This is a genomic window from Mesorhizobium sp. P2_C4 (assembly GCF_056404575.1).
In genome coordinates this window covers 154,196-168,296 of the sequence record NZ_JBFUDT010000009.1, presented here as the reverse complement: position 1 = coordinate 168,296, position 14,101 = coordinate 154,196, and the positions used below count along the sequence as shown (strand labels likewise).

16 protein-coding genes are annotated in these 14,101 nt (G+C 64.8%); 9 read left to right on the top strand and 7 right to left on the bottom strand.

Translation table 11 applies throughout. The features are described from left to right. Positions 1–24 precede the first annotated feature (24 nt). Complete coding sequence (gene lhpI, locus AC1DX6_RS27035; protein ID WP_477319022.1) at positions 25–996, top strand: bifunctional Delta(1)-pyrroline-2-carboxylate/Delta(1)-piperideine-2-carboxylate reductase; 972 nt, start codon at positions 25–27, stop codon at positions 994–996. Here lhpI and AC1DX6_RS27030 read toward each other — a convergent pair. The 5 genes from AC1DX6_RS27030 to AC1DX6_RS27010 form a co-directional block, all read right to left on the bottom strand. Further along, a complete protein-coding gene (locus tag AC1DX6_RS27030; protein WP_477319020.1) occupies positions 980–1,414 on the bottom strand; it encodes an EVE domain-containing protein in 435 nt (144 codons plus the stop codon). The two genes, lhpI and AC1DX6_RS27030, sit on opposite strands and share 17 nt — an antisense overlap. Then, a complete protein-coding gene (locus AC1DX6_RS27025; RefSeq protein WP_477319018.1) occupies positions 1,411–1,791 on the bottom strand; it encodes a VOC family protein in 381 nt (126 codons plus the stop codon). The genes AC1DX6_RS27030 and AC1DX6_RS27025 overlap by 4 nt, the downstream gene beginning before the upstream one ends. Positions 1,792–1,883: 92 nt before the next feature. Continuing rightward, on the bottom strand, positions 1,884–2,582 hold the full coding sequence (locus tag AC1DX6_RS27020; RefSeq protein ID WP_477319016.1) for a helix-turn-helix transcriptional regulator: 699 nt from the start codon (positions 2,580–2,582) through the stop codon (positions 1,884–1,886). A gap of 97 nt (positions 2,583–2,679) precedes the next feature. Then, on the bottom strand, positions 2,680–3,297 hold the full coding sequence (gene prfH, locus AC1DX6_RS27015) for a peptide chain release factor H (RefSeq protein WP_477319014.1): 618 nt from the start codon (positions 3,295–3,297) through the stop codon (positions 2,680–2,682). Further along, positions 3,284–4,507 carry an RNA ligase RtcB family protein gene (locus AC1DX6_RS27010; protein WP_477319012.1) on the bottom strand — a complete coding sequence of 408 codons (1,224 nt, stop codon included), beginning with the start codon at positions 4,505–4,507 and terminating at the stop codon, positions 3,284–3,286. Before AC1DX6_RS27010 ends, prfH begins: the two co-directional genes overlap by 14 nt. 281 nt (positions 4,508–4,788) lie before the next feature. Between AC1DX6_RS27010 and AC1DX6_RS27005 the strand changes: the two genes are divergently transcribed. The 7 genes from AC1DX6_RS27005 to AC1DX6_RS26975 all read left to right on the top strand — a co-directional run bounded on the left by AC1DX6_RS27005 (position 4,789) and on the right by AC1DX6_RS26975 (position 12,282). Continuing rightward, complete coding sequence (locus AC1DX6_RS27005) at positions 4,789–5,868, top strand: RsmD family RNA methyltransferase (protein ID WP_477319010.1); 1,080 nt, start codon at positions 4,789–4,791, stop codon at positions 5,866–5,868. Next, entirely contained in the window at positions 5,868–6,725 is an 858-nt protein-coding gene (locus AC1DX6_RS27000; RefSeq protein ID WP_477319008.1) for a TrmH family RNA methyltransferase, read from the top strand. The genes AC1DX6_RS27005 and AC1DX6_RS27000 overlap by 1 nt, the downstream gene beginning before the upstream one ends. Next, entirely contained in the window at positions 6,722–7,210 is a 489-nt protein-coding gene (gene lspA / locus AC1DX6_RS26995; RefSeq protein WP_477319006.1) for a signal peptidase II, read from the top strand. Before AC1DX6_RS27000 ends, lspA begins: the two co-directional genes overlap by 4 nt. Positions 7,211–7,306: 96 nt before the next feature. Then, complete coding sequence (acuI, locus tag AC1DX6_RS26990; RefSeq protein WP_477319004.1) at positions 7,307–8,296, top strand: acrylyl-CoA reductase (NADPH); 990 nt, start codon at positions 7,307–7,309, stop codon at positions 8,294–8,296. 153 nt (positions 8,297–8,449) lie between these two features. Further along, on the top strand, positions 8,450–10,741 hold the full coding sequence (locus AC1DX6_RS26985) for a hybrid sensor histidine kinase/response regulator (RefSeq protein ID WP_477319002.1): 2,292 nt from the start codon (positions 8,450–8,452) through the stop codon (positions 10,739–10,741). A 298-nt stretch (positions 10,742–11,039) separates the two neighbouring features. Next, positions 11,040–11,915 carry a l-ornithine N(alpha)-acyltransferase gene (gene olsB / locus AC1DX6_RS26980; protein ID WP_477319146.1) on the top strand — a complete coding sequence of 292 codons (876 nt, stop codon included), beginning with the start codon at positions 11,040–11,042 and terminating at the stop codon, positions 11,913–11,915. A gap of 4 nt (positions 11,916–11,919) precedes the next feature. Next, a complete protein-coding gene (locus AC1DX6_RS26975) occupies positions 11,920–12,282 on the top strand; it encodes an MmcQ/YjbR family DNA-binding protein (protein ID WP_477319000.1) in 363 nt (120 codons plus the stop codon). A gap of 3 nt (positions 12,283–12,285) precedes the next feature. Here AC1DX6_RS26975 and AC1DX6_RS26970 read toward each other — a convergent pair whose 3' ends face one another. Together AC1DX6_RS26970 and grpE are read right to left on the bottom strand one after the other, a co-directional pair. Then, entirely contained in the window at positions 12,286–12,918 is a 633-nt protein-coding gene (locus AC1DX6_RS26970; RefSeq protein ID WP_477318998.1) for a trimeric intracellular cation channel family protein, read from the bottom strand. Between the two features lie 101 nt (positions 12,919–13,019). Continuing rightward, positions 13,020–13,655 (bottom strand): nucleotide exchange factor GrpE, encoded by a 636-nt coding sequence (gene grpE / locus AC1DX6_RS26965; RefSeq protein ID WP_477318996.1) that lies wholly within the window; start codon positions 13,653–13,655, stop codon positions 13,020–13,022. Positions 13,656–13,892: 237 nt separating this feature from the next. On the opposite strand from grpE, the gene AC1DX6_RS26960 reads away from it, so the two are divergent. Further along, positions 13,893–14,096: a hypothetical protein gene (locus tag AC1DX6_RS26960; protein WP_477318994.1), complete on the top strand. Its 204-nt coding sequence runs from the start codon at positions 13,893–13,895 to the stop codon at positions 14,094–14,096. Positions 14,097–14,101: the final 5 nt, after the last annotated feature.

The window sequence follows — 14,101 nt, the reverse complement described above, 5'->3', positions numbered from 1 at the left end:
CGCGCTTTCTCCACGGAGTTTTTCATGCTGACCATTTCGGCCGCCGAGGTCGACCATGCGCTGACATTTCCCGGACTGGTCGAGACATTGCGCGCGGCCTTTCGTGATGGCGCCGTGCAGCCGGTGCGTCATCACCACACGGTCGAACGGCCCGACGGCGCGGCCTCGACCCTGCTTTTGATGCCGGCCTGGACCGACTTCAACGCCGCCGGCACCTCTGCCGGCGGCCATATCGGCGTCAAGATCGTCACGGTGTCGCCAGACAACAATGCCATCGCCAAACCTGCGGTGATGGGGCTTTATCTGCTGCTCGACGGCGCCACCGGCGAGCCTGAAGCCTTGATCGACGGCCAGCGGCTGACGCAGTGGCGCACGGCTTGCGCCTCGGCGCTGGCTGCTTCCTATCTCGCCCGCAAGGACGCTTCGCGGCTGCTGGTGGTCGGCGCCGGCGCGCTGTCGCCGTTCCTGGCCAAGGCGCATTCGGCGGTGCGGCCGATCAAATCCATCCGCATCTGGAACCGCACGCCAGCTAATGCCGAAAAGATTGCCGCCGGCTTGCGTGCCGAAGGTTTTGCGGCCGAAGCCGCAGGCGATCTCGACGCCGAACTCGGCCAGGCCGATATCATCTCCTCGGCAACCATCACCACGACGCCGCTGATCCGGGGCGCGCTGTTGCGGCCTGGAACCCATGTCGATCTGGTCGGCGGCTTCACGCCGACGATGCGCGAAAGCGACGACGATGCCATCGTGCGGGCCCGCGTCTATGTCGACACACGTGCCGGCGCCACCAAGGAGGCGGGCGACATCGTCCAGCCGCTGGCCTCCGGCGTGCTGAAAGCGGACGCCATCGTCGCCGATCTGCATGAGCTGACCCGCGGCCAGAAAGAAGGCCGGCAGAGCCCTGACGAGATCACCCTGTTCAAGTCGGTCGGCGCGGCCCTCGAGGACCTCGCCGCCGGCATTGCCGTCTACAAGGCGCTCAAGCCGTCTGCTTGATTTCGACCCCCATCGCCTCGGCGATCAGCGAAAAATCATGCTCGCTGACCGCAAACAGGCCGAAGCGCAGCTGATAACCCCAGTTCGACTTGCCGGCGGTGAATTCGAGCCTGTCGAGCAGCGGCTTGATCGGCGCCTCTTGCGACTTTGCCCAGGCGACATCACGCCGGTAGGGCGTGAAGTCACCGCCCATGTGGCCCTGATAGGGTTCGCCATCCCGCACCGTGCCGATGGCGGTGAAGGCCTGCAAGCCGTCCTTCTGGCCTAAAATGGTGGTCGGCGAATAATAGACGATGCCGTCGCCCGGCTTGATGCGGCGAAGCGGTGCAGCCTTGCCGTGATTGACCTGCATGAAGCCGTCTTGCCGGCCGCGCCGCACATGCTCGGCCGAAGCAACCGCGATCCAATGCCCGCTCATTTCTGTTCTCCATCGTTCAGCCAATAAACCCGCAGCCGATGGTTGTCGGGATCGAGCGCGACGAAAGTGCGGCCGAAATCCAAGTCGGTCGGCGTCTGCAGGATGTTCAGCCCACGCCCGGCCCAATCGGCATGGGTGGCATCGACCGCGTCGGGCGTTTCCAGCGCAAAGACGATCTCCGCTCCGCCGCCCGCGGCCGCGGCCGCCGGCTCCACCGTATGGCACGACCAGAGGCCGAGCTTGAAGCCGTTGTCGAGCACGAACAGCACGAAGGTCGGCGCGCTTTCGACTGGCTCGCGGCCGAGCAGCGCGCTGTAGAAGGCGCCGCTCTGCTCGGGCTTGTCGACATAGAGGATGATGAAGTTGGGGGTGGCCATGACTGCTCTCCTGGGGTTTCGATTGGAGGAGCATAGGCGGCCATACTGCCAGATTCTGGCAGCAGTGATTTGCCAACGCGTAGAAAGAAGCGTCACGCGTCAGGCTGGCGCTTTGGCGCATCCAACGTCACGCGCCATTCCTTCAACAACACCTGGCGGCGGCGCGGATAGCGCGTCTCGGTGACGTTGAGCCCCGAGATGCGATCGGCGCGAAAGTGCCTGAAATCCTGCCGCGTCTCGCACCAGGCCACCACCACCCGCACCTTGTCGAAGAAGCCGAGCGCAAACGGCCAGACCATGCGCTGCGAAGCAGCACCGCCGGCGTCGCGATAGAGAAAGCCGAGCTTGCGCTCGTTGCGGATGGCTTGCCGCACCAGGCCGAGATCGATGCCTTCGACGGCCTCGATGCGCGGGCCGACGAGCAGCGTCGTCGCATCCAGATCCTCGCGCAGATCGTCCGGCAGCACGGCGGCGATCTTGGCCAGCGCGTCGGTGGCAGCCGCCGAAAGCCGCGAATCCGGCTGCTTGGCGACCCAGCGCGAACCAAGCACGATGGCCTCGATCTCCTCATCGGTGAACATCAGCGGCGGCAGCATGAAGCCGGGCCTGAGCACATAGCCAAGCCCAGCCTCGCCCTCGATCGGCGCGCCCTGTCCCTGCAGCGTGGCAATGTCGCGGTAGAGCGTGCGGATCGAGATCCCCATCTCGCCGGCAAGCGTGCGGCCGCTAACCGGCCGGCGATGCCGGCGCAGGATCTGGATCAGGTCGAGCAGGCGTTCGGAGCGGGACATGATTCTCGATACTTGGGACCAGATCCACGATAGAACCGCACGGGCGCGGCAGGAAGCACGGTTTCCCGTCCGGCAATGCCGCCGCGCCACCCAGAGATCAAAGCCGAAACACCTTGACCTCGTTGCCGCGTTCCAGCGCCTTGTTGGCGATGAAGATGTCCGCCTTGGTCTGTTCGGCCTCGCGGTCGGCGAGAACCCGCAGCATTGCTTCCAACCGCCGCAACGCGATCGCCTTGTTGCGGTGCTGCGAGCGCTCGTTGCGTGCCGTCACCACAATGCCTGTCGGCAGATGCACGGCGCGCACCGCGCTGTCGGTGGTGTTCTGATGCTGCCCGCCGGGACCGCCCGCGCGCAGCGTCTCAAACCGAACGTCGGCAGCCGCGATCGAAGCCTCGACAGGCGCTGCGGCAGCCAGATCCACCGCCCTCACGCCAACAAACCAGTTCTGGCGTTTGTGGCCCGGACGCACCGGGCTCTTGAAGACGAATTTGACGGTGCCGCAATACTCCGCCGCCAGTGCGGTGGCGGTTGCGCCTTCGATGGAAAGCAGAGCGGATTTGACGCCATGCCGGTCCGGCCGGTGGCCGAAGGTGACCTCGATGGTGCAGCCGAGCCGGCCGGCCTCGGCCTCGATGATGCCAACCAGCGCCATCAGCGCGACGTGACATTCCACCGGACCGCTGCCGGACGTCACAAGAAGATCAATCGCGGGCATGGCGATCCCTCCTTCCCTGACGGTCGCGGGTCGGTTTGCCGCGCGTGCGGTCAGGTGGGCCTTCGATGGCCTTCTTGTAGGTCACCAGCGGCTTCATCGCCGCCAGCGCCACCACCAGGCCGGCCTCGGTGAGATCCCGCACCACCTGGCCGGCATCCTTGTAGGCGGTTGCCGCCTCCTCGATGACCAGATTGCGATCGTCGCAGATCAGCTGTCCGCCCCAGGCGTTTCGCAGCAGGGCGTCGCGCTCCGACCTGTTGCGGCCGACCCGGCCATGCATGGTGGCGCGGTCATATTTGCGGCCGGCGCCATGCGAAATCCCGCCCAGCGACGAACCGGTTCCGTCCAAGGCGTGCACGACATAGCTCAGGCTGGCACGCGACCCGGCGATGGGCGCGATGTCTCCGCGGGAAACCGCGGCCGATCCCTTGTGGTGCACAAAACCGTCGCCCCTTGCGCGAACAAGGTTGTGCGGGACATCGGTGACCAGCCGGACCTCGCTGCGCAGCGCGCTTGCCGCACGCTCCGCGATCAGCCTGCGGTTGAGCGATGCCCATGCGACGCAGAGATCGTGCTGGCGGCGCCAGTGCATTCCATCAGCAGACTCAGGATCAAGTCCTGCGGTGATCGCGGACTGCAGATCAAGCATCTGTCCGAAGACAAAAGCGCCAAGGCCACGTGAGCCGGAATGCACCAGCAGATAGAGCTTCTGGCGATCGAACAGGTCTTCGCCTGCTGCATCGATTATCTGGTCGACTGCCTGCAACTCGCAGAAATGGTTGCCGCCGCCGATCGTACCCAGCGCGTGCGGATAGAGGTCCGACGGCAGGTTCGAGGCCGCCAGAACCTGGGTCGGATCGAAGACGTCCTCCGCCTCGAGCTGGCGCAGACGCTCGGCCGCCTTGTCGATCCTGAGCTTGCGCAGCGGCAGGTCGAGTTCGAACAGCGACATGCCGCAGCCGATATCATTGCCGATCAGCTGCGGGTGCAGACGCTGCGACAGCACGGCAATGCCGGTCGGGCCGTATTTGCCGGGATGCAGATCCGGAAAAGCCGCAACAGAGGTGACGCCGGGCAGCGCCGCGACGGTTGTCAGTTGCTCGAGCGCCGCGCCCTCGATCCATGTCTGCGGCGAAAAACAGTGCTGGATATGCGCAGCCGGGGCGGCGCACGACGACGAGGGGCCGAGGGCCCCGATAAGATTGCCCATGATGGAACACTTCTGGATACAGGTCGGAAATCGGACGCCGTCAGGCAGCCGTTCGACCGGCGGCAGTCAGCAAAACGCTGGCTTACGCCGGAACCCTTGCGGGGTGCGCTGTGAAGATGGTCGTCATCTTTCGCTCCCATTCCAGAAACAACAGGCGGCCCTCATAGACGAAGCGGGCAGAAACACAAGTGCGTGGCTGCAACAGCGCGAGCGTCATCGCTTGTTGCGCCGCCGCGGCCCTCATGCCAAAAGCGGCCACTCGGCCCCGGAGACGCTCCTGCTTGAAGTCTTTTCGCGACAAACGCCGCGACAACCGTCCGCCCGCAAAGGGCGGGGCGGAACAGGCACGGCTGCGGCCGGGCGCCGACGCCGTCCGACCGGAAACCAGGCAGCGACACGAGACAAAACCGGACGACCGGTCTGATTCCAAACCCGCGCCGCGCATCCTGTCGCGCCGCGCGGGCGCCCTGCCCTCCGAGCGGCTGCCGCTGATCCTCGAAGTGGCGCCCAATCAGGATTATGCGCTGCTCGACAGCGGCGCCGGGCAAAAGCTCGAACAATACGGGCCCTATCGCATCGTGCGGCCCGAAGGCCAGGCGATCTGGCAAAAGGCCTTGCCGGCCAGGGACTGGGACCGCGCCGACGCCATTTTCACCGGCGACACCGACGAAGAAGGCATCGGCCGCTGGCGCTTCCCCGGAACGCCGCTCGGCGAGACCTGGCCGATGAAGCATGACGGCATCGACTATCTCGGCCGCTTCACCTCGTTTCGCCATGTCGGCGTCTTCCCCGAACAGGCCTCGCACTGGGACCACATGGCAGGACTCATCACGGCGGCCAAGCGGCCGGTCAAGGTATTGAATCTGTTCGGCTATACCGGCCTTGCCTCTCTCGTAGCTGCCCGCGCCGGCGCTGAGGTCACCCATGTCGATGCCTCCAAGAAGGCGATCGGCTGGGCCCGCGAAAACCAGGAGATGGCGGGCCTCGGCAGCAAACCGATCCGCTGGATCGTCGACGACGCCATGAAATTCGTCGAGCGCGAGGAGCGCCGCGGCAGCCGCTACGACATCATCCTGTTCGACCCGCCCGCCTATGGCCGCGGCCCCAAGGGCGAGGTCTGGCAATTGTTCGAGAACCTGCCTGATCTGACCGACCTCTGCCGAGCGATCCTGACGCCGAAACCGCTCGCCGTGGTGCTGACCGCCTATTCGATCCGCGCCTCCTTCTTCGCCATCCATGCCTTGCTGCGCGATACCTTTGCCGGCATGGGCGGCACGGTTGAGTCAGGCGAACTGATCATCCGCGAGAAGTCGGCCGGCCGCGCGCTGTCGACCTCGCTGTTTTCGCGCTGGGTGGCCTGATGAACGAGCGGCACGCAGGCGCACCGGGACAGGTCAAGGAAGTCACCAGCCTCGCCAACCCGCTGATCAAGGACATCAAGGCGCTGGCGCAGAAGAAATACCGCGATCAGCAGAACGCCTTCATGGCCGAAGGGCTGAAACTGGTCATCGACGCGCTCGACCTCGGCTGGTCGATCAAGACGCTGGTATTCGCCAAGGCCGGGCGCGGCAATGCGGCGGTCGAAAAAGTGGCGGCGCGCGCGGTTGCTGCCGGCGGCACCGTGCTCGAAGTGTCGGAAAAGGTGCTGGTCGCCATTACCCGTCGCGACAATCCGCAGATGGTGGTCGGCGTCTTCTCGCAAAAGCTGCTGCCGCTGAGGGACATACGCGCTCGCGATGGCGACGTCTGGGTGGCGCTCGACCGGGTGCGCGACCCCGGCAATCTCGGCACCGTCATCCGCACCGTCGATGCCGTCGGCGCCAAGGGCGTCATCCTGGTCGGCGAAACCACCGACCCTTTCTCCGTTGAAACCGTGCGCGCCACCATGGGCTCGATCTTCGCCGTGCCGGTAACCAAGGCGACGCCGGAAGCGTTTCTCGCCTGGCGAAACAGCTTTTCAGGCCTCGTTGCCGGCACGCATCTGAAAGGCGCGGTCGATTATCGCTCGGTCGATTTCTCCAGGGGCCCGGTGCTGCTGATGATGGGCAACGAGCAACAGGGCCTGCCCGACAATCTGGCCGAAAGCTGCGACAGGCTGCTGCGCATTCCCCAGGCTGGCCGCGCCGATTCGCTCAACCTTGCGGTCGCAACCGGCATCATGCTGTTCGAGATCCGGCGCGGCGCGCTGAAGCTTGCTCCTGAGGATACCAAACCGTGAAATCATGGTCCCCCTATTTCCTGCTGACTGTGGCAGCAATCGCGCTCGACCAGTGGGTAAAACACCTGGTCGAGACCGGTCTCGCCTTCCAGGAAAAAATCGATGTGGTGCCGTTCCTGGCGCTATACCGCACCTACAACACCGGCATTGCCTTCTCGATGTTTTCATCTTTCGGTGACACCGGCCTGGTGGTGATTGCAGTTCTCGTTGTCGCTTTCGTGCTCTATCTCGCGACGCGTACGCCGTCCGGCCATGTGCTTGCCCGCACCGGTTTTGCGCTGATCGTCGGCGGCGCGCTCGGCAATCTCATCGACCGTGCCGTCTATGGCCACGTCATCGATTACATCCTGTTCCACACGCCGGTCTGGTCCTTCGCCATCTTCAACCTCGCCGACGCCTTCATTTCGGTCGGCGCCGCGCTGGTCGTCTTCGACGAACTCATCGGCTGGCGGCGAGAGGCGAAGCCGCAAGGTCCGGACGCTTGAACGCTCGCCTCTCTTGAACGCCCGGCTCTCTTGAAAGATTGACCGCGCCGGGCTGTCGCCGCACAGTCCACGCACTGCCAGACCGAGGAGACAAAAGTGACCGAGACCTTCAAAGCCATCCTCGTTTCGCGCGACGCCGAGAAGAAGCAGTCGGTGACAGTGACCGACCTCACTGAAGCCGATCTGATGGAAGGCGATGTCACCGTTGCGGTCGAGGCTACGACGGTCAACTACAAGGATGGCCTCGCCATAACGGGCAAGGCGCCGGTGATCCGCCGCTGGCCGCTGGTGCCGGGCATCGATTTCGCCGGCACCGTCATCTCGTCTTCCCATGCCGATTGGCGCAAGGACGACAAGGTGATCTTGAATGGCTGGGGCGTCGGCGAGACGCATTTCGGCGCCTATGCTGGACGCGCCCGCGTCAAGGGCGACTGGCTGGTGCCGCTGCCGGATGGCATGAGTGCGCATGACGCCATGGCGGTCGGCACCGCCGGCTACACCGCCATGCTTTGCGTCATCGCGCTGGAGCGGCACGGCATCGTGCCCGATCGCGGCCCGGTGGTGGTGACGGGCGCCGCCGGCGGCGTCGGCTCGGTCGCGGTCTCGATCCTGTCCAGCCTCGGCTATCATGTCATCGCCTCGACCGGCCGCAACGCCGAAAGCCCCTATCTGATCGACCTTGGCGCGGCGGAAGTAATCTCGCGCGACGAACTCGCCCAGCCGGCAAAGCCGCTGGCCAAGGAGCGCTGGGCCGGCGGCATCGATGCGGTCGGCAGCCACACGCTGGCCAACGTGCTGTCGATGACCTCCTATGGCGGCGCGGTCGCCGCCTGCGGCCTGGCCGGCGGCATGGATCTGCCGTCGAGCGTCGCCCCGTTCATCCTGCGCGGTGTTTCGCTGCTCGGCATCGATTCGGTGATGGCGCCAAAGCCGGTTCGCGTCGAGGCGTGGCGCCGCATCGGCACCGATCTCGACCTTGAGAAACTCGCCAGCCTGTCCACAACCATCGGCTTCGACGGCATCATCGATGCCGCGCACGATATCGTCGACGGCAAGATCAGGGGCCGCGTCGTGGTGGATATGTAGGGCTTACAGGAGCAATTCCGGGAAAAGTGTGAAACGACTTTCCGTCCTGAATTGCGCAAGGACAAACAGTTGGAGCGGGCAAAACCGCACGACCGCTAAAATTCGAACGATCCGCCGCAGTCTTCCATAATCTCTGTTTGATAGGGATTTCGCATGATCGCGGAATCCGGCATCAGGGAGGCGGACAGTGCCGAAGGCATCGACGGGCTGGGCCCCGAGCTGCCGAAGCGGCGGATTCTCGTCGCGCCGCCGCTGGCGCCCGAACTGCCGCCCGCCAACCGTGAGGGCCTGCCCTTCCTGACGGTTGTTGCCATCGCCGTTCTGGCGGGACTGTCGCATCTGACCGGAGCGCCGCTCTACATCACCATCTGCCTGCTGGCGACCGGCATGGCCGGCCTGCTCATGCACCTGCGCGCCAGCCGCACCGAGCGCCGGACAGTGGCCCTGCTCGACGAAGCCACGGCCCGCAGCCGCGCCGAGATCGAGACGCTGGCCGACCGCATGTGGGAGATGCAGGAGAGCGAGGAGCGCTTCCGCGGCCTGATCGACGCACTCGGCGACCTCGTCGTGCATCGCGACCGTGACGGCCACATCGTCTATGCCAACAAGGTTTTCGCCGGCCTTGTCGAAATCGATCAGCGCGACCTTGCCGGCAAGACCCTGACCGAACTCGGCATCGAGGTCGGCATCGTCCCTGATGCCGCCTTTTCGGATCATGAATGCCTGAGTTCCACCGACGTCGCCATCCGCACGCCGGCCGGGCCGCGCTGGTTCTCGTGGATCGAGCTGTCGGTGCGCGACAAGGACTCTGGCGCCGTCTCGCATCGGGCGATCGCCCGCGACATCACCGCGCGCAAGCGCGCCGAATCGTCACTGATCACCGCCCGCGAACGGGCCGAATATGCAAGCCAGGCCAAATCGCGCTTCCTCGCCACGGTCAGCCACGAAATCCGCACGCCGATGAACGGCATCATGGGCATGGCCAAGCTTCTGGCCGACACCAATCTGTCGCCCGAGCAGCGGACCTATGTCAGCGCCGTCTCGACCTCGGCCAGCGCGCTGCTCGCTTTGATCGAGGATCTGCTCGACTATTCCAAGATCGAGGCGGGCCGGTTCGACCCGGAACCGCAGCCGACATCGCTGCGCGAAATCGCCGACAACATCATCGAACTGATGGCGGCGAAAGCCTTCGCCAAGAACATCGGTCTCGGCTGTCATGTCGAACCCGACGTACCGCTGATGATCACCGCCGACCCAGGCAGGGTGAGGCAGGTGCTGCTCAACCTCATCGGCAATGCCGTCAAATTCACCGACAGCGGCGGCGTGCTGGTGAGCGTCGCACGGGCGCGCACCGAGACGACCGACCGCATTTGCTTCATCGTTGCCGACACCGGTCCCGGGCTGCGCGAGGACGACATGGAGCGCATCTTCGAGGAATTCGAACAATCCGACGGCACGTCGACCCGTGCGCATGGCGGCGCCGGCCTCGGTCTTGCCATCTCCAGGCGCCTGGTGGCAGCCATGGGCGGCACCATTTCGGTGTCGAGCCGGCTCGGCGAAGGATCTGAATTCGTCTTCGAAATCCCGGCCATAGCAGCCACCGAGGCACCGCAAAACCGCCAGAGCATTCTATCGGGCCGGCACGCGGTGATCGTATCGAAGAACGCCATCGAGGCCGATGCCATCGCCCACACCATCCGCGCCCATGGCGGTGTCGTCAATCTGGCTGCAACCCCGGCCCAGGCCGCACCTTTTGCCACGGACTGCGACGTGCTTCTGATCGATGCAGCCATGGAAGACAGCGATGGCCGACTGCTCAAGCGCCTGCGCCAAAGCGGCTTTGCCGATTGCGAGGCCATCACGCTGATCGCGCCGACCGACCGCGGCATGCTTGGCGAATTCCGCGCCAGTGGCTATGCCACCTTCCTGGCAAGGCCGGTGCGCGGCGAGACGCTGTTGCGCGTGCTTTTGACCAGCCATGCCCCGACGCTGCCCCAGCCGCAGCCGGAAAAACGCGGGGCGGCCCCTTTCATTCGTGCCCTCGGCGGCCGCCGGCAAGGCCTGTCGGTGCTGATCGCCGAAGACAACGACATCAACGCCATGCTCGCCCGCGCGACGCTGGTGAAGGCCGGGCATCGCGTGAAAGTGGTCGGCAACGGCAAGGCCGCGGTCGAGGCCGTCACCGAGGCCGGGCTCAAACACCGTTTTGACGTGGTGCTGATGGACCTGCACATGCCGGTCATGGACGGGCTGGATGCGATCGCCGCCATCCGCCGCCACGAGGAGGAAATGGCGGTGCCGCCGGTGCCGATCATGGTGCTTTCCGCCGACAGCCAGGAAAAGACCCGCCACGCCGTGCTCGCCCATGGCGCCAGCGGCTTCGTTACCAAGCCGCTCGATCCCGACGCTTTGGTTCATGCCGTCGAGGGCCAGGTGGCCGCCTGAAATGGCGTCTTGCAACTACGCTCCCCGGATAATGTAGCCGGCTGACGGCCCTGGAGCGCGGCGCGTCTCATGGCACGCGCACCGACGTTACAGCGCCTTTGGCTTGACGCACGATCCCTCGCGGAACCGAAGGCGGGCGCGGCAAAACAGATTCCGGCTGCCGAAGTCACGCGCCGGCCAGCCGACGAAGTATTGCCCAGCGGGCCGTATCACGGTACTGTCACAATCCTGTTGCACCTACACCGTATCCCCGTGCCAAGAGGGATGGCTCGAAGGAGAATCACTCGTGCATACAGTTATGCCGGAATGTGACACTCGGCCGAACGCCAGCGGCGCACTGCTCGCGGGGCGTAGCGCCGATTCCGTCATAAAAGGCGCCTCGCTTGGCCGGATCGGCAACCTCGAAGTGCGGCTCGCCCGCAACGAGGCCGAGATCGCTGCTGCCCAGGAAGTGCGCTACCGGGTATTTTATGACGAGCTTGGCGCCAGGAAGGACCTGTTCAAGGCGCAGGACCGCCGCGACGCCGACCGGTTCGATCCGCTCTGCGACCATCTGCTCGTCTTCGACACCACGCTCTCCGGCCCCGAGCATCGCCGCATCGTCGGCACCTACCGCCTGCTGCGGCAGGAAATCGCGGCAACCGCAGGCGGGTTCTATTCCGAGGGTGAATTCGAGCTGACCAAGCTCATCGCCCGCCATCCCGGCCAGCGTTTCCTCGAACTCGGCCGCTCCTGCGTTTTGCCGGAATATCGCTCGAAGCGCACCATCGAGGCGCTGTGGCAAGGCATATGGGCCTATATCAAGCACTATGAGATCGGCGTGATGACCGGTTGCGCCTCGTTCCACGGCACCGTGCCGGCGGCGCATGCCGAGGCGCTCACCTACCTTGCCCATCACTGCCGGACCAATTCGGCCTGGGACGTACGCGCGGTCACCGGGCGCTATTGCTCGATGGATCTGATGCCGATCGAGGCGGTCAACGCCAAGGCAGCCATCGCGGCGATGCCGCCGCTGGTCAAGGGCTATCTGCGCGTCGGCGCCCGCATCGGCGACGGCTGCGTCATCGACCGCGAATTCTCGACCGTCGACGTGTTCGTCGTCATGCCGGTCAAGGAGATCGGCGCGCGCTACGTCAACTACTATGGCGGGGAAGCCCAGCGCTTCGCCGCCTGACGCCTTGAGCAACGATCTTTCCGGCGCCTTCCAGAAACTGCAGCTTGCGACGCGCGGTCTGCCGAACGTTATCGAAACCACATCCTATGGCACGCCGGCGCTGAAGGTCGGCAAGAAGCTGCTGGCTAGGGTCAAGGATGCCGAAACCATCGTCCTGATGTGCCCACTGGACGAGAAGGAGATGCTGCTTGCGGCAGCCCCCGACCTCTATTTCGAGACGGATCACTACAAGGGCTGGCCGGCGATCCTCGTCAGGGTACATCTGATCGCGCCCGACGAATTGCGCCACCGGCTCGAACGCACCTTCATGACGCAGGCGCCCAAGACCCTGCTCAAAGCCTGGCAGGCTGCTCGCGCAGGACAATGATGTTCAAGGAATGTCTTCCGGCCGCCGGCCGGGCCGGCTCTTGTAGGACGGAAACGACCAGCCGAACTTGAGCGCGCCGCCGCGCACCAGGAAAGCCGCGGCAAAGCCGGCGAGGCCTGAGGCGAGTGGTGGCAGCCCGGCGAGATCGCCAAGCGTAAACAGCGCAGCACCGGCAAGCGCCGCACTGACATAGATCTCGGGTCTCAGCAGCACCGATGGCTCGCCGGCCAGGATATCCCTAAGAATGCCGCCGAAGGTGGCTGTGAGCATGCCGGTGATGACCGACACAACAGGCGAACCGGTGATGGCCAAGCCCTTGGCGGCGCCCATCACCGAGAACGCGGCGAGGCCGACGGCATCGAGCCAGAGCAGCAATTTGTAGCGGGATTCGACACGGTGGGCGCTAAAGAAGACCAGCACGGCAACCACTGCGCAGATCAGCACATAATCGCGGTTGGCGACCCAGAACACCGGCAAATTGAGGATGACGTCGCGAAACGTGCCGCCGCCGATGCCGGTGACGCTGGCCAGGAACAGAAAACCGATAATGTCGAGCTGCTTGCGCGAGGCGGCAAGCGCACCCGTCGCCGCGAAGACGGCGACTCCGGCATAGTCGAGGAGGTCGATGGGGTTCATGAACCGAGCGAGTAGTGAGTAGCGAATAGTGAGTAGGGCAATAGCACGAAGCCGCAGATTAGTATCAGCCCTACTCGCTACTCCCTATTCGCTACTCGCTATCACGCATCCCTCTCGGCCTCGTCATTGACCGGCCCCGGCTCGACAGGCGTTTCGCTCGCCACATATTTGGGACCGCCCTTGGCGACGCCAACCATGGCCGGCCGCAGCACGCGCTCGCCGATCGAATAGCCCGGCTGTACGATCTGGACGACGGTGTTGGCCGGCACGTCCGGATTGGGCACCTCGAACATCGCCTGATGGAAATTCGGGTCGAATTTCTCGCCTTGCGGCTCAAGCTTCTTCACCCCGTGCCGCTCCAGCGCCGACAGCATGGCGCGCTCGGTGATTTCGACGCCGTCGATCAGCGCCTTGAACCCGGCATCGCCCGAGGCCTTGGCCTCGGCCGGAATGGCGTCGAGCGCGCGGCGCAGATTGTCCGATACCGACAGCATGTCACGCGCGAAATTGGCCACCGCATAGGTGCGCGCGTCATGCACGTCGCGCGCGGTGCGGCGGCGCAGGTTCTCCATCTCGGCCGCGACGCGCAGCGCGCGGTCCTTCAGCTCTTCGTTTTCCTTCAGAAGCCGCACCAGCGCTTCATAGTCGCCGTCGATGCTGCCTTCGGCGCGCTCGCCGAGGGTCTCGGCCGTTTCAATGTCCTCGGGCGCGCGTTCGTCTTTCGTCTGGTCGCTCATCGCCGTTTCCCGTCAGTTCGAATGGTTTGGATTTGTGCCCGATATCGAGGTTTGGCGGTCAAAAATCAAGGGGCAAGCCGTACTGAGGGCCACTGGTCGCGCTTTGCCCGCGCATCGCAAAGACGTTCGACTTTAATTCAAATTTTACTGTAATCACCGGCTTTGCTTGCCTGCATGGCGCGATAGGGGAACCATTCCGCTGCCGGAGGAGTTTCGAACCCGACAAAGGATTTTGAAATGACGACCCGCAACAATGGCGACAGGCGCGAAAGTCTTGCTGCCGATATCAGGCGCCAGTTTAGCACCGAGGCCACGACGCGCTTCCTGCGCACACTGCCGGCGTTCCGCACCGAGGCCGACATTCCCGACCATTTCAGGGAACTGCTCGACCGTCTCGACGGTGTGGAAGGCAGCCTTGCCGGCAATGACCGCCGGCAATAGCGCCC

What these genes read in the sequence shown, in the direction of transcription:
- AC1DX6_RS27020 (WP_477319016.1), bottom strand. Translation starts at nt 2,582, where the DNA reads ATGTCCCGCTCCGAACGCCTGCTCGACCTGATCCAGATCCTGCGCCGG.
- grpE (WP_477318996.1), bottom strand. Translation starts at nt 13,655, where the DNA reads ATGAGCGACCAGACGAAAGACGAACGCGCGCCCGAGGACATTGAAACG.
- AC1DX6_RS26970 (WP_477318998.1), bottom strand. Translation starts at nt 12,918, where the DNA reads ATGAACCCCATCGACCTCCTCGACTATGCCGGAGTCGCCGTCTTCGCG.
- prfH (WP_477319014.1), bottom strand. Translation starts at nt 3,297, where the DNA reads ATGCCCGCGATTGATCTTCTTGTGACGTCCGGCAGCGGTCCGGTGGAA.
- AC1DX6_RS26960 (WP_477318994.1), top strand. Translation starts at nt 13,893, where the DNA reads ATGACGACCCGCAACAATGGCGACAGGCGCGAAAGTCTTGCTGCCGAT.
- AC1DX6_RS27025 (WP_477319018.1), bottom strand. Translation starts at nt 1,791, where the DNA reads ATGGCCACCCCCAACTTCATCATCCTCTATGTCGACAAGCCCGAGCAG.
- lhpI (WP_477319022.1), top strand. Translation starts at nt 25, where the DNA reads ATGCTGACCATTTCGGCCGCCGAGGTCGACCATGCGCTGACATTTCCC.
- AC1DX6_RS27010 (WP_477319012.1), bottom strand. Translation starts at nt 4,507, where the DNA reads ATGGGCAATCTTATCGGGGCCCTCGGCCCCTCGTCGTCGTGCGCCGCC.
- AC1DX6_RS26985 (WP_477319002.1), top strand. Translation starts at nt 8,450, where the DNA reads ATGATCGCGGAATCCGGCATCAGGGAGGCGGACAGTGCCGAAGGCATC.
- AC1DX6_RS27030 (WP_477319020.1), bottom strand. Translation starts at nt 1,414, where the DNA reads ATGAGCGGGCATTGGATCGCGGTTGCTTCGGCCGAGCATGTGCGGCGC.
- olsB (WP_477319146.1), top strand. Translation starts at nt 11,040, where the DNA reads ATGCCGGAATGTGACACTCGGCCGAACGCCAGCGGCGCACTGCTCGCG.
- AC1DX6_RS27000 (WP_477319008.1), top strand. Translation starts at nt 5,868, where the DNA reads ATGAACGAGCGGCACGCAGGCGCACCGGGACAGGTCAAGGAAGTCACC.